The sequence below is a fragment of the Streptomyces sp. B21-083 genome (assembly GCF_036898825.1).
Classification (GTDB): Bacteria; Actinomycetota; Actinomycetes; order Streptomycetales; family Streptomycetaceae; genus Streptomyces.
The window spans coordinates 3299137-3316135 of the sequence record NZ_JARUND010000002.1; the positions used below are offsets into that span (position 1 = coordinate 3299137).

The 16999-nt window shown below is 69.6% G+C and carries 16 protein-coding genes; 11 read left to right on the plus strand and 5 right to left on the minus strand.

Annotated elements, in window-relative coordinates; translation table 11 throughout:
- The first annotated feature begins 6 nt into the window (after window positions 1–6).
- Complete coding sequence (locus QA861_RS38790) at window positions 7–1020, plus strand: ABC transporter substrate-binding protein (protein WP_334593507.1); 1014 nt, start codon at window positions 7–9, stop codon at window positions 1018–1020.
- Here the strand turns inward: QA861_RS38790 and QA861_RS38795 are convergent.
- Both QA861_RS38795 and QA861_RS38800 read right to left on the minus strand, forming a co-directional pair.
- The gene (locus tag QA861_RS38795; protein ID WP_334593508.1) at window positions 981–1649 is read right to left on the minus strand and encodes a response regulator; all 669 of its coding nucleotides are present in this window, start codon (window positions 1647–1649) and stop codon (window positions 981–983) included. The genes QA861_RS38790 and QA861_RS38795 overlap by 40 nt on opposite strands.
- Window positions 1646–2863 carry a sensor histidine kinase gene (locus QA861_RS38800; protein WP_334593510.1) on the minus strand — a complete coding sequence of 406 codons (1218 nt, stop codon included), beginning with the start codon at window positions 2861–2863 and terminating at the stop codon, window positions 1646–1648. Before QA861_RS38800 ends, QA861_RS38795 begins: the two co-directional genes overlap by 4 nt.
- Before the next feature lie 132 nt (window positions 2864–2995).
- On the opposite strand from QA861_RS38800, the gene QA861_RS38805 reads away from it, so the two are divergent.
- Window positions 2996–3964: an ABC transporter ATP-binding protein gene (locus tag QA861_RS38805; protein ID WP_334593512.1), complete on the plus strand. Its 969-nt coding sequence runs from the start codon at window positions 2996–2998 to the stop codon at window positions 3962–3964.
- A 17-nt stretch (window positions 3965–3981) separates the two neighbouring features.
- On the plus strand, window positions 3982–4809 hold the full coding sequence (locus QA861_RS38810; protein WP_334593513.1) for an ABC transporter permease: 828 nt from the start codon (window positions 3982–3984) through the stop codon (window positions 4807–4809).
- Between the two features lie 35 nt (window positions 4810–4844).
- Here the strand turns inward: QA861_RS38810 and QA861_RS38815 are convergent, their stop codons facing one another.
- Window positions 4845–6014, minus strand: coding sequence for a glycoside hydrolase family 113 protein (locus QA861_RS38815; protein ID WP_334593514.1), 1170 nt, complete (start codon window positions 6012–6014; stop codon window positions 4845–4847).
- Between the two features lie 170 nt (window positions 6015–6184).
- On the opposite strand from QA861_RS38815, the gene bla reads away from it, so the two are divergent.
- The gene (bla, locus tag QA861_RS38825) at window positions 6185–7108 is read left to right on the plus strand and encodes a class A beta-lactamase (protein WP_443041689.1); all 924 of its coding nucleotides are present in this window, start codon (window positions 6185–6187) and stop codon (window positions 7106–7108) included.
- Between the two features lie 35 nt (window positions 7109–7143).
- On the opposite strand, the gene QA861_RS38830 is transcribed toward bla, so the two are convergent.
- The gene (locus QA861_RS38830) at window positions 7144–7611 is read right to left on the minus strand and encodes a protein-tyrosine phosphatase family protein (RefSeq protein ID WP_443041633.1); all 468 of its coding nucleotides are present in this window, start codon (window positions 7609–7611) and stop codon (window positions 7144–7146) included.
- Window positions 7612–7690: 79 nt separating this feature from the next.
- On the opposite strand from QA861_RS38830, the gene QA861_RS38835 reads away from it, so the two are divergent.
- Together QA861_RS38835 and QA861_RS38840 are read left to right on the plus strand one after the other, a co-directional pair.
- Window positions 7691–8239 carry a SigE family RNA polymerase sigma factor gene (locus tag QA861_RS38835; protein ID WP_334593516.1) on the plus strand — a complete coding sequence of 183 codons (549 nt, stop codon included), beginning with the start codon at window positions 7691–7693 and terminating at the stop codon, window positions 8237–8239.
- 62 nt (window positions 8240–8301) lie between these two features.
- Complete coding sequence (locus QA861_RS38840) at window positions 8302–9228, plus strand: hypothetical protein (RefSeq protein WP_334593517.1); 927 nt, start codon at window positions 8302–8304, stop codon at window positions 9226–9228.
- Window positions 9229–9300: 72 nt separating this feature from the next.
- Here the strand turns inward: QA861_RS38840 and QA861_RS38845 are convergent, their stop codons facing one another.
- A complete protein-coding gene (locus QA861_RS38845; protein ID WP_334593518.1) occupies window positions 9301–10032 on the minus strand; it encodes a FadR/GntR family transcriptional regulator in 732 nt (243 codons plus the stop codon).
- A gap of 267 nt (window positions 10033–10299) precedes the next feature.
- On the opposite strand from QA861_RS38845, the gene QA861_RS38850 reads away from it, so the two are divergent.
- From QA861_RS38850 to QA861_RS38870, 5 genes are read left to right on the plus strand one after another with little or no spacing between them, the layout of a single operon-like run.
- Window positions 10300–11946, plus strand: coding sequence for an ABC transporter substrate-binding protein (locus QA861_RS38850; RefSeq protein ID WP_334593519.1), 1647 nt, complete (start codon window positions 10300–10302; stop codon window positions 11944–11946).
- Window positions 11947–11984: 38 nt separating this feature from the next.
- Window positions 11985–12944: an ABC transporter permease gene (locus QA861_RS38855; RefSeq protein ID WP_334593520.1), complete on the plus strand. Its 960-nt coding sequence runs from the start codon at window positions 11985–11987 to the stop codon at window positions 12942–12944.
- A gap of 8 nt (window positions 12945–12952) precedes the next feature.
- The gene (locus QA861_RS38860; protein ID WP_443041690.1) at window positions 12953–14935 is read left to right on the plus strand and encodes a dipeptide/oligopeptide/nickel ABC transporter permease/ATP-binding protein; all 1983 of its coding nucleotides are present in this window, start codon (window positions 12953–12955) and stop codon (window positions 14933–14935) included.
- Window positions 14936–14958: 23 nt separating this feature from the next.
- Window positions 14959–16059 (plus strand): ABC transporter ATP-binding protein, encoded by a 1101-nt coding sequence (locus tag QA861_RS38865; protein WP_334593522.1) that lies wholly within the window; start codon window positions 14959–14961, stop codon window positions 16057–16059.
- Entirely contained in the window at window positions 16059–16994 is a 936-nt protein-coding gene (locus QA861_RS38870; RefSeq protein ID WP_334593523.1) for a dihydrodipicolinate synthase family protein, read from the plus strand. The genes QA861_RS38865 and QA861_RS38870 overlap by 1 nt, the downstream gene beginning before the upstream one ends.
- Window positions 16995–16999: the final 5 nt, after the last annotated feature.

Sequence of the window (16999 nt, forward strand, 5' to 3'; positions counted from 1 at the left end):
ACTTGTATGCGCAAGCCAGTTGCGGCCGCCGCCCTCTTCTCCCTACTCGCCACCGGCTGCGGTGCCACCGTGGAGAAGCAGCCGTCGGCGAAGGCGTCCTCGTCCGCCGTCACCCTCACCAACTGCGGTCAGCGGGTGACCTACGACAGGGTTCCGGAGCGGGTCGTCACGAACGACGTCGGGATCACCGAGCTGATGTTCGCGCTGGGCCTGGAGGACCGGATGGCCGGGTTCGCCATGCCCGACGACAAGGGCGATCTGACCGGCGTGCCCTGGAAGGACGGCTACGACCAGGTGAAGTGGCTGTCCAAGCAGCAGCTCACCAAGGAGAACGTCCTCGACGCCCGGGGCGACTGGGTGTTCGCCGGCTGGAACTACGGTTTCCGCGACGACAACGGCTTCACGCCTGACGCGTTGAACAAGCTCGGCATCCCCTCGTACATCCTCACCGAGTCCTGCCGCAACGGCCGTACGAAGACCTCGCGCGGCATCATGCCGCCGCTGGAGGCCCTCTACACCGACCTCACCAACCTCGGAAAGCTCTTCGGCGTCGAGCAGCGCGCGGCCACCCTGATCGCGGGCTTCAAGAAGGAGGTCGCGGCGGTCGCGGCGAAGGCCCCGACCGGGAGCGCGCGGCCGAAGGTGTTCCTCTACGACAGCGGCACCGACTCGCCCTTCACCAGCGGGCGTTACGCCGCTCCCGAGGAGGTCATCAGCAAGGCCGGCGGGGTCAACATCATGCACGACCTCGACGACTCCTGGACGACGGTGGGCTGGGAGACGGTGGTCGAGCGCGACCCCGACGTCATCGTCATCTGCAACTACGGGGACGTCAGCGCGGAGCAGAAGCGGAGGTTCCTGCTGTCGTACGCCCCGTTGAAGAACGTCTCCGCCGTCAAGCACAAGCGCGTCTTCGTCCTCGACTACGTCGACCTCGTCGAGAGCCCGCGCAATCCGTCGGCGATCGCCCGACTGGGCGCCTACCTGCGCTCGGTGGCGGACACCAGCCCCGCCTCGTAGGCGATGATCACCAGCTGGACGCGGTCGCGGGCGTCCAGCTTGGCGAGCAGGCGGGTGATGTACGTCTTCGCCGTGGCCACGCTGATGCACAGCTCGGCGGCGATCTCCGTGTTGGACAGCCCGCTGCCGACGAGCGTGAGCACCTCGCGTTCACGGTCGGTGATCGCCTTCAACTCCCTCTGTTGTACCTGCTGTTGGGGGCCGGCGACAAAGTCCTGGATCAGGCGGCGGGTCACGCTGGGCGCGATCAGGGCGTCCCCGGCGGCCACGCAGCGGATCGCCGCGAGGATGTCGTCCAGGGCCATGTCCTTGACCAGGAACCCGGACGCGCCCGCGCGCAGCGCCCCGTAGACGTTGTCGTCGTCGTCGAAGGTGGTGAGGACGACGATCCGGGTGCTTTCCGTCCCGGTCCCCCGGGTGATGCGGCGGGTCGCCTCGATGCCGTCCGTGCCCGGCATGCGCAGGTCCATCACCACCACGTCCGGGGCCAGTCGGCCGGCGAGAGCGATCGCTTCCTCGCCGTCGGCCGCCTCGCCCACCACCTCGATGTCCGGCAGGTCGGCGATGACCATGCTCAGGGCCGTACGGATCAGCTGCTGGTCGTCGACCAGGAGAACGCGGATGGTCATCGGCCCGCCGCCTGAACTGTGACGGTGAGCTGAATCGGCAGCCGCGCGGACACCCGGAAGCCGCCCTCGGGACGCGGTCCGGCCTCGAACTCCCCGTCCAGCAGGGCGACCCGCTCACGCATGCCGGCCAGCCCGAACCCGGTGTCGGTGACACTCCCCCGGCCCCGTCCGTCGTCCTGGACGTCGATGGCGAGGGCGTCGTCGGCACGGTAGTCGAGGGTGACCCGGCAGGACCGGGCATCGGCATGGCGTACGACGTTGGTCACCGACTCCTGCACGATGCGGAACGCCGACAGGTCGACGTCCGGAGGCAGTTCGCGCCGTTCCCCCTCCCACCGCAGGTCCACGCGGACTCCGGCGGCGCTCGTCACGGCAGCGAGCCGCTCGACGTCCGCCAATCCGGCTGCCACGGGGGCCTGTTGACCGGCCTCGGAGTCGGCGTGCCGCAGGGCGACGAGCATGCGGCGCAGGCCCGCCAGGGTTTCCCGGCCCTCTTGCTCGACCGCCGACATCGCCTTCCGCGCGGCCTCGGGGCGGGTCGCCACCACCCGGGCCGCCGCGCCCGCCTGGAGAGCGATGATGCCGATGCTGTGGGCGACCGTGTCGTGCATCTCCCTTGCTATGCGCAGGCGTTCGGCTGTCACCGCCTGCTCGGCGGTGCGGGCGGCGAGCTGTTCGGCGTGTCCGCGGCTGCGACGAGCCGCGTCGCCGAGCAGCCAGGCGATCAACGTCACGAGGGCGACGGCCAGTTCGGCCGAGGTGCCGACGCCCCAGCCCGCGCTGAAGCGTATGGCCATGTAGACCACGAGCAGGGCGATCGAGAGACCGACGGCGACGGTTCCGATACGGCGGGGGTGGCCGGCGGCGATGAAGTACACGGCGGTCTGCACGGCCAGGAACTGGGCCAGCGGAATCCCCGTCACGGCCAGCGTGATCGTCTCGATGACGGCGGCCGTCAGCAGCAGGCCCACGGCCGTCAGCGGACGGCGGGACAGCAGGGCGGCGGCGGCGAACGCCAGGGCGGTGGCCACGAGGAGGAACAGCAGCCCGTCCCAGCGGTAGAGCTGGACAGCCCGAAGCTGATCGGGCTCGTACTCGCCGGGCAGCCGGATGCGCGTGAGGTACGAGAACACCGTGCCCGCGCACCAGGCGAACGCCGTCCAGGCGCCCGGCGGGACGCGTTTGAGCAGGGGCGGCGGTGGCGTGACGGGCATGTGCCGATCGTATGCGGGCCGTTGCGGGCGGACATCGGTCCGTGGGCGTACAACCTGGGTCGACAGCGGGTGAGCTGGAGTGTCGGCTGCGGGGCGATGCCCGGACACGGTGCTCGGCGAGACGGTGTTGTCGTGATCGAAGTCGAAGAACTGACGAAGCGTTACGGAACGACGACCGCCGTCGACCAGCTGTCCTTCACCGTCCGGCCGGGGCACGTCACGGGCTTCCTCGGCCCGAACGGCGCCGGCAAGACCACCACCCTGCGCATGCTGCTGGGCCTGATCGAGCCGAGCGGCGGAACCGCCACCGTGGGCGGGCAGTCCTTCCGCCGACATTCGCGTGGCCTGCGTCACGTCGGCGCGCTCCTCGACGCCGGCGATGTGCACGGCGGACGCACCGCGCGGGCCCATCTGGCGTCCCTCGCACGCGGCAACCGCATCCCACGCGAGCGGGTCGACGAGGTCCTGGCGGAGGTGGGACTGGCGGGGCCGGCGGCCCGGCGCCGGATCGTTGGCTACTCGCTGGGCATGCGACAGCGCCTCGGCATCGCCACCGCCCTGCTCGGCGACCCGCCGGTGCTGCTGTTCGACGAACCCCTCAACGGCCTCGACCCGGAAGGCGTGTTGTGGGTGCGGCGACTTTTCCGGCGGCTCGCCTCGGAAGGTCGTACGGTCCTCGTCTCCAGCCACCTCATGTCCGAGATGGAGCACACCGCCGACGAGTTGGTGGTGATCGGCCGGGGCCGACTGATCGCCGCCGAGCCCCTGAAGACGTTCGCGGCCCGCGGCACACGTTCCTACGTGCGGGTACGAACGCCCGACCCCGGGGCGCTGGAGTCGGTACTTGTCGCGGAGGGCGCCGAGGTGACGTCGTTCGGCGACCGGGACGAGCCCGGCGGCCACAACGAGCGCAACGGGCACAACGCGTACAACGGACCGACTCTCACCGTGACGGGGATCAGCCCGGAGCGCATCGGTGACCTCGCCCTGCAACACCGCCTGCCGATACACGAACTGGCCTTGCAGCGGGCCTCGTTGGAGGCGGCTTTCATGGAACTGACCGCCGACAGCGCTGAGTTCCTGGCCGGAGACCACCGATGAACCAGAGCACCATGCCGATGACGACCAGAACAGACGCCCGCTTCACGGACCTTCTCGGCGCCGAGTGGATCAAAATCTGGTCGCTGCGCTCGACCTACTGGGCGCTCGGCGCCAGCGCCCTCGCCATCATCGCCTTCAACGCCAACTCAGCCCGCGTCCACTTCGCCAACTTTGAACGCATGACGCCCGAGATGCGGGACGGCGATGCCGCGATGGCCCTGCGAGACGCCTTCACGTCCGGCGCCGCGATGGTCCTCATCCTCGCGGCGGCCAGCATCGGCGCGATCACTGTCGTCGGCGAGTACGGGACGGGCCTGATCCGTACGACGTTCGCGGCGGTGCCGGCCCGCCGTGCACTCGTGACCGCGAAACTGACGGTCGTGACGGCGGTCATGACGGCGTACGGAGCGTTCGTCGCCGGGGCCTCCTTCGCGGCGACGCAGGCCATCCTGTCCGGCCGAAACGCGGACGTGTCCCTCTCGTACCCGGGCGCCTGGCGGGTGGTCGTCGCGTCGGCCCTGCTGGCTCCGGTCTGCGCACTGGCCGGTATGTGCCTGGGCGCGGTGATCCGGCACAGCGCGACGACGATGGTGGCCATCACCGGCCTGCTGCTGCTCCTGCCCGTCTTCATCACCGACCGCTACCGCTGGTCGGCCGCCGTCCGTGACGTGCTGCCCCTCAACGCGTGGAGCCGCCTGGTGGACATGTCGTACGGGCACAACTCCCACATGATCTACCCCCGCTTCTATCCGGAGACGGTGACGGGCAGCTGGGTGGCGTTCGGGGCGTGGGCGTTGGTCGCGGGGGTCGTGGCGGTGGTGGTCGTGGACCGGCGGGACGTCTGACGAGCGGTTTCCGCCCCGCCGACCGACATCTCCGCCTACCGGCAGGCATACCGTCGGGCGAGCGCGTGGAACGCCTCCTTGGGTTCCCAGTGCCAGGGCGAACTCGGTTTGCCCGGACGGTTCTTGACGGCCTTCTGGATGCCGTAGCTCGCCATGTCGATGTCGTAGAGGGGGTTGTCGGGGCGGTGTTCGGCGTCGGCGGTCCCGAACTCGAAGACCATCGCCGCGTACAGCCCCATGGACTCGAAGACGTCCAACAGGTCGGTCACATAGGCGGCTTGGGTGTGCTCGCTGCGCACGAGGTCGCCCTTGATCTCCGGCGGGACCTTGCCGTAGTCGACGACGTTCCAGCCCATGCCGCCCGCCTGGGGCGCTCCCTCGTACGTACAGGTGCCGAACTCGGTGATGGCGAGCGGCTTGCTCCAGCGCAGGTAGCCCCTCAACTCCCGTACGTAGTCGTGCCGGTCGGGGAAGCAGGAGTAGTAGTCGATGCCGACGACGTCGAAGAGGTTCCAGTCGACCTTGTCGTCCTGGGCGGCGGCGTAGCTCAGCCGCCCGTGGAAGACGGAACGCCCGACGGCCGCGGCCCTGGCGGTGAACCGGTCGAGCCGGCGCTGCGACTTCTCCCAGTCCACTGTGCCGTTGAGGAGGTTCTCGATCCGCTCCTGGACGTTCTCCCCGGGGACGATGCCCGGCACGAACAGCCAGAACTCGCAGCCCACGCTGAACTCGACACTCGCCCCCTGCCTCCGCAGCCGCTCGGCGTGCCGCCCGGTCTCCGCGAGGTGTTCGAGGATGTCCCGTTCCGGAACGTCCCCGAGGGTGGGTTGCAGCCAGACGTGCATGCCGCGTTCGGCGACCTCGGACGCGGTGGCGTTCAGCCGCTCGACACCGTCACCGGTGACCTCGACGGTGTCGGCGTGCAGGTCGCTGCGGATCGTGCGGATGTCGGCGCGCATACGGGCGGGGCTGAAACCGGTGGCGGGGGTCTCGCCGTCGACGAGGGTGTAGACGACGCCGTGACGGGTCAGGCCACCGCCCGGGCCGCCCGGGCCGCGTCGCCTGGTCGCCGCGCCCGGCAGCTCCGCCGCCCTCGCCCCGGCCGCCGGAAGCAGGGCCCCCGAGACCCCGACGGCGGCGGCACCGGCAAGAAACCGCGCCCGGCTGACTCCCTTGGTCCTGTTGTTCCCTTCGCTCTTCTCCATGCCTCCACTCTCCCGAGGCAGCGAACAGCACGCCGTCCGCCGAAGGTCTACGGCACCGCAACCAAGGGATGAGGAGCGGGCGTCGGTCAAGGTAGATCGTCGACAGCACTCAGACAGAGGAGAACGAGATCTCAGGCCTCGCGAAGATCCCCGCAAACGTCCCCGCGAACATCCCCGCGAAGATCCACACACCGTTCCACCCGACCCGGCGCACCCTCCTCACCGCCCTCACCGCCGGCGCCGCGACCGCCACCACCCTCCTGCCACCGGCCGCGACCGCGTACGCCTCGGCCACCGGCCACCACCCCGACGTCACCGCCCGACTGCACGCCCTGGAGGCTCAACACGGCGCCCGGGTAGGCGTGTTCGCGCACAACCTGGGCACGAAGCAGACGATCCGCCACCGCGCCGACGAACGCTTCCCGGTCTGCTCGCTGTTCAAGACCCTCGCGGCAGCGGCCGTACTGCGCGACCTGGACCGCGGCGGCGAGGTCCTGTCGAAGCGCGTGCACTACACGGCCGATGACCTGGTCGACGGCTCGGCGGAGACCGAGAAGCACCTCGGCGAGGGCATGACGGTGGCCGAACTCGCGGACGTGGCCATCCGGTTCAGCGACAACACGGCAGGCAACCTGCTCCTGCGTGAGCTGGGCGGCCCGACCGCGATCACCCGCTTCGCCCGCTCCGTCGGCGACCGGGCAACCCGCCTCGACCGCTGGGAGACCGAGCTCAACTCGGCCGAGCCGTGGCGGATCACGGACACGACGACGCCGTACGCCATCGGCCGGACGTACGCCCGCCTGGTCCTCGGCGACGTACTGAACCGTCCGGACCGCGAACTCCTCACCCACTGGCTGTTGACCAACACGACCAGCGACAACCGTTTCCGCCTGACCCTGCCCCCGACCTGGACGATCGCCGACAAGACGGGCGCCGGCTCCTACGGCACCAACAACAACGTGGGCATCGCCTGGACGCAGGACGGCACACCGCTCGTCCTGGCCGTCCAGACGACGAAGCCCGCCCAGGACGCCGCCCCCGACCATCCGTTGGTCGCGGAGACGGCGCGGCTGCTGGGGGAAGCACTGGGCTGAGGACCGGGAGCCGCGGAACACACCGGCCGTGTGCCCTACCCGAACCGCCGGACGAACCGCCGCTGCCAGGGTGTCTCCACGGCATGCCGGTCGTAGTGGGCGCGCACGTAGGCCACCGCCTCGCCCGCCGGCACCCCGTCCAGCACCGCGAGACACGCGAGGGCCGTCCCCGTACGCCCACGCCCGCCCCCGCAGGCGACCTCCACCCGCTCGTCCGCCGCTCGCTCCCACGCCTCGACCAGGGCCGCGCGGGCGTCCACGTGATCCTTCGGGAGCCGGAAGTCGGGCCACCGCAGCCAGCGGAACTCCCAGAGAACCGCTGGGGGTTGACTACCGAGGAGGTAGAGGGCGTACGAGGGGGCCGGCGCGGCCGGATCGAGGGGGCGGCGCAGGCCGCGCCCTCTGACCAGTCGGCCGGACGGCAGCCTCAGTACACCCGCGTCTCCCTCGCCCCATCCCCCGTCGACCCGCTCAACCATCGTCGCCTCTCCCCGCTCGTCCATCCGTACATTCGAACTCGGTCCCGGAACCCGGGCAACCGATTCCGGGGAAACGGTGGTCTGGTGGGCGAGGGGGTACTCGATGCAGGCCGAACAAGAGGCCCAGTTCCATGAATTCGTCAGAGCTCGGTGGTCTCACCTGGTGCGCACCGCGTATCTGCTGACCGGCGACGCCCATCACGCCGAGGATCTGACGCAGACGGCGCTGGCGAAGGCGTTCCGCTCCTGGCGGCGGGTCTCGCGCACCGACAATCCGGAGGCGTACGTCCGCCGGATGCTGGTCAGTTGCAACAGTGACCGGTTCCGCAAGCGACGCGTGCGCGAGGCGCTGACCGACGCGCCGCCCGACATGGCGGGCCGCGACGAGGCCGTCTCGTGGGCCGACGAACGCAGCGCGCTGCTCGACGCCCTCGCCCAACTCCCGCCCAAACAACGGGCGGTGGTGGTCCTGCGCTACTGGGAGGACCTGTCCGAGGGCGAGGTCGCCGACACCCTCGGCTGCTCCCAGGGCACGGTCAAGAGCCAGGCGTCCAAGGGGCTGGCGAAGTTGCGTACGTATCCGGGGCTGGCGCAGGTCGTGGGCCGCCCCGAGCCCCGTCACGCGTCACCCGTGCGGGAGGGCGTCCGGTGAACGAGGAACAGCGGCCGGAGCAGCCGGAACAGCCGGATCAGTCACAAGAAGCAGGACAGCACGTGGGAAACGAGCAGGGGAAGGACTTCGAGGCACAGGTGCGGGAAATGATGGCGGAGGACGCCTACACCATCCGGCCCTCGTCGGCGCCGTACCCGGCGATCCGCCGCAAGGGCGTGATCGAGCGGCGTCGACGGGTGGCAGCGGCGGGCGCGATCCTGGTCGCGCTGGCCGCCGCGCCTGTCGGTGCCTACGCGCTGAACGGGAACGGCGACGACGGAACCGTGAACACGGCGGCACCACTGCCGTCGACCAGTACCTCGCACCGGCCGGCGCCAACTCCCGTACAGTCGGCGCCCGTCGGACCGGTCGGGCCGGCGACTCCGGGGCAACTCCTCGACGGGATCACGCTGGCGCAGGCGTCGGACGGCCTGGAGAAGTGCCTCGCGTACGACCGTGAGAGCGAGAAAACTACGCCCCCCAAGATGCGGCGGAACGATCTGGGCGACGCCGCCGACTACCGGATCATCCTGGCCATGAACAGCACCGGCGACTCCAACGCCCCCGGCGACGGCCACTACGTCGTCGCCGTCAAGGAGCAGCCGCAGCAGACCCGGCTGATCTGCCGTATCAAGAACGGCAAGAGCGAGGGCCTCAACACCGGCGGCGTGGAGTTCGACAACGGCGGCCCGGTCATGCCCGACATGAACGGCGGCAAGCTCTACCAGCAGTCGTTCCTCGACAAGGGCAACTGGAAGCTGCCGTTCCGCTGGGGCACCATCGGCCGGGTCGAGTCCAACGTGACCCGCGTGACCGTCTCCTACGGCGGCAGCACCAGCGAGGCCGCCCTGGACCACGGCTGGTTCGTGGCCTCCGGCACGCTGAACCAGCAGGTCACCCTGGCTCCGCACGTCAAGGGGTACGACAGCACCGGCAAGGTCGTCTACGACTCGAACAGCGACAGGCTGTACGAGAAGACGCTCCCGTAGGCCAGAGCCACAGCCACGGGGAGACGGGGAAGTGAATGGGGGCGCCGTACAGGGGTCGGCGCCCCCTTTCACTCAACCCACGCCCCGTGACTCCTGCGCCGCCCGCGCCTCGATCCCCCGGAAGTGGACGGCCAGCGCGCGTTGCGCACCCTCCACGTCGTGGGCGCGCAACGCCGTCACGATGTCCCGGTGCCTGCGGGCCGTCAGCTCCGGCTCGGGGTCGTCGTGCCAGCCCCGCGCGCCCGAGACACGGCGGAACACCGTCCAGAAGGCGCCGAGCAGCTGCGGCACGAGTGCGTTGCCGAGGGGGCCGTACAGCGCCTCGTGGAAATCGCGGTCGAGCTCGGGGAAGCGCCGGCCCGCGCGTCCCGCTTCCTCCATCCGGGTGACGACCGACTCCAGCCGGTCCAGTTGCGCGTCGGACAGCACCGCCGCGACCCGCCGGATGAGTCCGTCCTCCAGCACCTCTCTGACCTGGAGGATCTCGGCGAGCGCGGCGCCGTCCCCGTCGTGCCGGGCGAGCGTACGGAACGTCAGCCCGTCAACCAGCGGCGTCAGCGACGCCTGTCCGACGTACGTGCCGTAACCGTGCCTGATCTCCACGATGTCGAGGGCCTGGAGCGCCTTGAGGGCCTCCCGGACGGAGTTGCGGCTGACGCCGAGGGCCTGCATCAGCTCGACCTCGGTGGGCAGCGGTGCGCCCGCCCGGAGTCTGCGGTCGAGGATCAACTGCATGACCTCGCGCTGGACCTGGCCGCTCACCCGCCGCTCGGGCCGGCGTCGCTTCCCGGACTCCTGAGACATGCGGCGCATCGTACGCTCGCCGGACATCCCACGTCCCACCTCCAGGCATATCAGAATCCAGCTGCCATGAATTAAACGAACCCTGACGCACTTTCGACTCCATCCGGGTCGAATTTCATATCGTCATTGGTCGCACCTCTGGCAGATAGGCCATTCGTGTGCGATCTCTTGACCGGCCCCACCGCCCCTCTTATGGTCGCGCTGCCCCCTATGACGTAGGACGTCGTATCTCCTCACCTTTTCGGACCCCACCCCGCTGGAGGAATCGTGCGCGACGTGACCCGCGACGTAACCGCCGCTGTATCGACCGGCCCGCACCGCCGGTCGTTTCTGAAGTACACCGGCGCGCTGGGTGCCGCCGCCGCCATTTCCTCCTCGCTGTCGGCCTGCTCGTCCGGGCCCGAGTCCACCAACGACACCGGGGGCGGCGGTGGGGGCGCGAACAGCACGCTCACGGCCGTGATCGGCTACGGCAACGACGGCAGCTGGGACCCCACGCAGACGGCCTCCGCCTTCTCCATGGCGGCCAACAACCACATCTACGAGGGCCTGCTCGACACCGACCCGATCTCGCGCGAGCCGTACCCCGCGCTCGCCACAGCGGTCCCCCGTGATCTCAGCAGCACCTCCTGGAAGTTCACGCTGCGGGCCGGGGCGACCTTCCACGACGGAAAGCCGGTCACCGCCGACGACGTGGTCTTCGTATTCGATCGAATCCTCGATCCGAACACCCAGACACTCGCCAAGGGGTTTTTCGCCAGTTGGCTGAAAGAAGTGAAAAAGGTCGACGCGCAGAATGTCGAGCTGGTGCTGAAGTTCCCCTTCCCCGACGGGGTTTCCCGGCTCACCCTGGCGAAGATCATGCCGAAGCACGTCTTCTCCGAGCCGGGCGGCTGGGACGACGCGATCAAGGGAAAGGCGATCGGCTCGGGACCGTACCGCCAGACCGCGCACCACCCGAAGTCGAACACGACGTTCGAGGCGTTCGCCGCCTACAACGGGCCGCGCAAAGCCGCGTTCAAGAAGATGAACTGGATGACGATAGTGGATGCCGCGCCCCGCGTCGCCAAGATCTCGGGGTCCAGTGCCGGCGCGCAGATCGCCGACAACATCCCGTACGCGAACATCCAGCAGCTCAAGAGCGGGGGGATGGACGTCCAGGGCGGGGCGGGGATGAACAACCTGTTCCTGATGTTCAACACCAAGCGCAAGCCCTTCGACGACGTGCGGGTCCGCCAGGCGCTGCACTACGCCATCGACACGGAGAAGATGGTGCAGGTGGCTCTCAAGGGCCACGGCAAGCCGTCCTCGTCCTTCCTCAACGAGGCCAACCCCAGCTACCGGCCCGCGAAGTCGGTCTACGACTACGACCCGGAGAAGGCGAAGGCGCTCCTGAAGGAGGCCGGGGTCAGCGGGCTGAAGATCGAGATCCTGTCCGTGAACGTCAGCTGGATCGTCGACTGCCTGCCCACCATCAAGGCGTCCTGGGACGCGATCGGCGTCGACACGACCCTCAACCCGCAGGAAACCACCGCGGTGTTCACGAAGATGGACCAGAAGCAGGACTACCAGGTCGTGTCGGCGGCCTCGAACCCCAACCAGTTCGGCCTCGACGCGGACCTGATCATGCACTACAACTACGGCCCGCAGAACCTCTGGATGGGCTACGCCCGTTGGGCCGACAACTCCGTGGCCAAGCAGCTCTTCAAGGACATGGACCAGGCGACGCAGGAGCCCGATCCGGACAAGAAGAAGGCGATGATCCAGGACTACATCGACGTCGTCGCCGAGGAGGCCGTGCTCTACCCGGTGGTCCACAACGAGCTGATGACGGCCTGGGACCCGAAGAAGCTCACGGGCATAAGGGCACAGCCGTACCCGGGCATCAACCTCCTCCAGGCCAAGTGGGCTTAGCAACCGCCAACTACCGCTAGCTGTACGGGAGTTCGTACGTGGTCGCCATCGCCAGGATCCTGGCCCGCAGGATCATTCTGCTCGTCCCGCTGATGCTCGGCATCGTCATGTTCGTGTTCCTCGTCATGCGGTTCTCGGACGTCGACCCGGCCTCCGCGTTCTTCCAGGGCGCAAACCCGACCCCGCAGCAACTGCACGACTTCCGTGAACAGAACGGCCTGCTCGATCCGTTCGTCGTCCGCTACTTCCACTTCATCGGTGACCTGCTCCACGGCGACATGGGCATCAGCGCGCTCACCCGCGCGCCGGTGCTCGACCAGATCGCCACCGCACTGCCACTGACCCTCCAACTCACCTTCCTGGGCCTGGGTATCGCGGTGGTCCTGTCCCTGCTGGGCGGGGTCACCGCGGCCATCTACCGGGACCGTCTCCCCGACCAGATCATCCGCGTCGTGTCGCTGACGGGCGTCGCGGCGCCGGGCTTCTGGCTGGCCCTGCTGATGATCCAGTACCTGGCCGTCGACCTGGGCTGGTTCCCGACCGGCGGCTACATCAACCCGGCCGACTCCTTCACCGGCTGGCTGAAGACGATGACTCTCCCGGCCCTCGCCCTCTCCCTCCCGGTCGCCGCGCAGCTCACGCGCATCGTCCGTACGGCGGTGGTCGAGGAGTTGGACAAGGACTACGTCCGCACGGCGATCGGCAGCGGCCTGCCACCGAGGGTGGTGGTGGGCCGCAACGTGCTGCGCAACGCGCTCATCAACCCGCTCACGGTGCTGGGCCTGCGCGTCGGTTACCTGCTCGGCGGCGCGGTCGTCATCGAGACGATCTTCTCGCTGCCGGGGATGGGCAAGCTGATGATCGACGCCGTGAAGAACGGCGACCCGGCGGTCGTCCAGGGAGTGGTCCTGACGACGGCGACCGGATTCGTGGTCGTGAACCTCGTCATCGACATCCTTTATCTACTGGTCAACCCGCGACTGAGGGATGCGGCCTGATGTTCATGATGTTCGAACGGGGGCGCCTGGCCGCCCTCCTGTCCCGCCCGGGCATCCGCCTGCGCGGCTGGCGCCGTCTCCCGGTCCTCTCCAGGGTCGCGGTCTGCTTCCTGGCGCTGGTGGTGTTCGTCGCCGTCTTCGCCCCCCTCGTCTCCCCCGACGACCCGCTGGACCAACAGCCCCTGATCGGCGGCACGGGAGCCCCCTCCGCCGAGCACTGGATGGGCCAGGACAGCCTGGGCCGCGACATCATGAGCCGGCTGATGTACGGCGCCCGCTGGTCGCTGGCCATCGGCCTGGGCGCCACCGCACTCGCCCTCACCGTCGGCGCGCTGATCGGCGCGATCGCGGCGACCTCGCGCAAGGCGGTCGACGAGACACTGATGCGCTGCCTGGACGTGGTGATGGCGTTCCCGGGCATCGCGCTGGCCGCCGTGCTCGTCGCGGTCTTCGGCGGCGGCATCACGGTCCTGATCTGCGCGATCGCCTTTCTGTTCACCCCGCCGGTGGCGCGCGTGGTGCGGGCGAACGTCCTGGACCAGTACGGCGAGGACTACGTGGTGGCGGAACGGGTGATCGGCGCCCGTACACCGCACATCGTCCTGCGCCACGTCGCGATCAACTGCGCGGCGCCTGTGCTGGTGTTCTGCACGGTGCAGGTGGCGGAGGCGATCGTCTTCGAGGCGTCGCTGTCGTTCATCGGCGCGGGCGTACGGCCGCCGGACCCGTCCTGGGGAAGCGTCATCGCGGACGGCAAGAACATGGTCCTGACGGGCGGTTGGTGGGCGACGGTCTTCCCCGGCCTGCTGATGCTGATCACCGTCCTGTCCCTGAACGTCCTCTCCGAGGGCGTGTCGGACGCCTGGGCGGCGCCGGCCGCGCGGGACGTGGAGGTACGGGAGGACGAGGACCGTCTGGAGGCGCCCGAGCCGGGAACGGGCGAGGTACTGGCCCTACCGGGCCTGACTGAGGCGGCGGAGCGCTTGCGCGCGAGAGCCCGCCCGATCCCAACCGGCCTTCCGGTGCTGGCGGTAGAGAACCTGACGATCGGCTTCGCGGCCCGCCACACGGGCGTGGACATCGTCGACGGCATCAGCTTCGAGGTCCACCCGGGCGAAGTCCTGGGCCTGGTGGGCGAGTCGGGCTGCGGCAAGTCGCTCACAGCACTGACGGTGATGGGCCTGGAACCGAAGGGCGCCCGGGTCACCGGCCAGGTCCGCTTCAACCAGCGCGACCTGCTCACGGAACCGATGCGCGTACGCCGCAAGCTGCTGGGCCACGAGATGGCGATGATCTACCAGGACGCCCTGTCGTCCCTGAACCCGGCGATGACGATCCGCTCCCAACTGAAGCAGGTCGTACGACGCGGAGGCCACCGCACACCGGAGGAGCTGCTGGGGTTGGTGGGCCTGGACCCCGACCGCACGCTGCGCAGTTACCCGCACGAGCTGTCGGGCGGCCAGCGCCAGCGGGTCCTGATCGCGATGGCCCTGTCGCGGGACCCGAAGCTGATCGTCGCGGACGAACCGACCACGGCCCTGGACGTCACTGTCCAGGCTCAGATCATCGAACTCCTCCTGCGTCTGCGCGCGGAGCTGGACTTCGCCCTGATCCTGGTCTCGCACGACCTGGCCCTGGTGGCGGACGTGACGGACCGGGTGGTCGTGATGTACGGCGGCCAGATCGTCGAGACGGGCGTCACGGCGGACCTGGTCGGCGCCCCGTCCCACCACTACACCCGAGGCCTGCTGGGCAGCGTGCTGTCCCTGGAATCGGCGGCGGTCCGCATGACCCAGATCAAGGGCACGGTCCCCTCCCCCGCCGACTTCCCCAAGGGCTGCCGTTTCGCGGACCGTTGCCCCATGGCGGCGGAAGTGTGCCGTACGACGGCCCCCGATCTCCTGGGCGCCGCAACGCACTTGGCGGCCTGCCACCACCCGGCGATCGACCTGACGACGCCGGAGCCGACGGGAAGCGAGACGCTGAAGTGAGCACCAGTACGACTGTTACGCCTGTGTCGACGCCGTTGGTGGAACTGTCGGACACCCACGTGGTCCACAAGGCCCGCAGCGGCGGCCTGTTCACCCGGGACCGCGTGTACGCCCTGACAGGCGCCGACTTCACCGTGGCACCCGGTGAGACGGTGGGCGTGGTGGGCGAGTCCGGCTGCGGCAAGTCGACGCTGGCGAAGGTACTGGTGGGCGTACAGCCGCCGACGTCGGGCCAAGTGTCGTTCCGGGGCGCCGACTTGTGGACGATGAGAGCGGCGGAGCGCAGGTCGGCCATCGGCACCGGAACGGGCATGATCTTCCAGGACCCGTCGACGGCCCTCAACCGCCGCCTGACGGTCCGCCAGATCCTCCGCGACCCGTTGGACGTACACCGACGAGGCACGACAAAGGAACGTGATGAGCGTGTACGGGAGTTGATGTCCCTGGTGGGCCTCCCCCGAGCCCTGGCGGACGGCTTGCCGGGCCAGCTGTCAGGCGGCCAGCGTCAACGAGTGGCAATCGCACGGGCGTTGGCCCTGGACCCCGACCTGGTGGTGGCGGACGAGCCGACCAGCGCCCTGGACGTGTCGGTCCGCGCCCAGATCCTGAACCTCCTCCTGGACCTGAAGGAGCGGCTGGGCCTGGCTCTGGTCTTCGTCTCGCACGACATCCAGACGGTACGCCGGATGAGCGACCGGGTGATCACGATGTACCTGGGCCGGATCGTGGAGGAGTCCCCGGCGGACGAGGTGACGGACGGGGCGCGTCACCCGTACACCCGGGCACTGTTCTCGGCGACGCCGGGCCTGCTGGACCCGATCGATCCGATCCCGCTGGTCGGCCCCGTCCCCTCGGCCACGCATCCCCCCTCCGGCTGCCCGTTCCGCACCCGCTGCTGGAAGGCGACCGAGGTGTGCGCGGAGGTGATGCCGGAGTTCACGGCCGCGTCAATCCCGGGACACCGGTTCCGTTGCCACCACCCTGTGGAGGAGGGCCGGGCGACGCGTGACCTGGTCGCCCAGGCATCCACCGCCACGCTAGACATGCCCTCCGACCTGCGGAAGCCCCCCGTAACGGCCGCACCCGCACCATCGCACGCCCCGAAAGACCCCAGGGAGCCCTGATGACCTTCCCCACCCCGCTGACCGGTGTCGTCCCTCCCGTCTGTACTCCGCTGACACCGGACCGCGGGGTGGACGTACGCTCACTCGTCAGGCTGGTCGACCACCTGGTGGAGGCGGGCGTGGACGGCCTGTTCGTGCTCGGTTCGTCGTCGGAGGCGGCGTATCTGACGGACGATCAGCGCAGGCTGGTGGTGGAGACGGTGGTGGGCCACGTAGCGGGCCGGCTACCGGTCCTGGCGGGCGCGATCGACATGACGACCCCCCGGGTGCTGGACCACGTACGGTCGGTCTCGGCGGCGGGCGCGGACGCGGTCGTGGTCACGGCCCCCTTCTACACCCGCACCCACCCCTCGGAGATCTCCCGCCATTTCCGCCTGGTCGCGTCGGGCAGCCCGGTCCCGGTGGTGGCGTACGACCTCCCGGCCTCCGTCCACAGCAAACTGCCCCCCGGCCTGGTCCTGGAACTGGCGGCGGACGGCGTCCTGGCAGGCCTGAAGGACTCCAGCGGCGACCTCGCGTCGTTCCGCTCGGTAGTGACGGGCGCACGGGAACACCCCGGCATCAGCGGCTTCAGCGTCCTGACGGGGAGCGAGCTGCTGGTCGACTCGGCACTGGCGCTGGGCGCGGACGGGGCTGTCCCCGGCCTCGCGAACGTCGACCCGGCCGGATACGTACGCCTGAACCACCTGTGCCGCGCGGGCGACTGGGCCCGGGCCCGAGCCGAGCAGGAACGGTTGTGCGTGCTGTTCGGGATGGTGGGAGCGGGGGATCCCGTGCGGATGGGGGGCAGCTCGGCGGGGCTGGGCGCGTTCAAGGCGGCACTGTATCTGCGGGGCGTGATCGACTGCCCGGCGACCGCCGATCCCCAGATTCCGTTGTCGGAGGACGAGGTGGAACGGGTGGGGAAGTTCTTGGCGGGGGCGGGGTTGTTGTAGGGGGA

Excerpts from the sequence above, each read along its gene's own strand:
- QA861_RS38790 (WP_334593507.1), top strand. The coding sequence starts at position 7 with ATGCGCAAGCCAGTTGCGGCCGCCGCCCTCTTCTCCCTACTCGCCACC.
- QA861_RS38795 (WP_334593508.1), bottom strand. The coding sequence starts at position 1,649 with ATGACCATCCGCGTTCTCCTGGTCGACGACCAGCAGCTGATCCGTACG.
- QA861_RS38800 (WP_334593510.1), bottom strand. The coding sequence starts at position 2,863 with ATGCCCGTCACGCCACCGCCGCCCCTGCTCAAACGCGTCCCGCCGGGC.
- QA861_RS38810 (WP_334593513.1), top strand. The coding sequence starts at position 3,982 with ATGACGACCAGAACAGACGCCCGCTTCACGGACCTTCTCGGCGCCGAG.
- QA861_RS38815 (WP_334593514.1), bottom strand. The coding sequence starts at position 6,014 with ATGGAGAAGAGCGAAGGGAACAACAGGACCAAGGGAGTCAGCCGGGCG.
- QA861_RS38830 (WP_443041633.1), bottom strand. The coding sequence starts at position 7,611 with ATGGACGAGCGGGGAGAGGCGACGATGGTTGAGCGGGTCGACGGGGGA.
- QA861_RS38835 (WP_334593516.1), top strand. The coding sequence starts at position 7,691 with ATGCAGGCCGAACAAGAGGCCCAGTTCCATGAATTCGTCAGAGCTCGG.
- QA861_RS38845 (WP_334593518.1), bottom strand. The coding sequence starts at position 10,032 with ATGTCTCAGGAGTCCGGGAAGCGACGCCGGCCCGAGCGGCGGGTGAGC.
- QA861_RS38860 (WP_443041690.1), top strand. The coding sequence starts at position 12,953 with ATGTTCGAACGGGGGCGCCTGGCCGCCCTCCTGTCCCGCCCGGGCATC.
- QA861_RS38870 (WP_334593523.1), top strand. The coding sequence starts at position 16,059 with ATGACCTTCCCCACCCCGCTGACCGGTGTCGTCCCTCCCGTCTGTACT.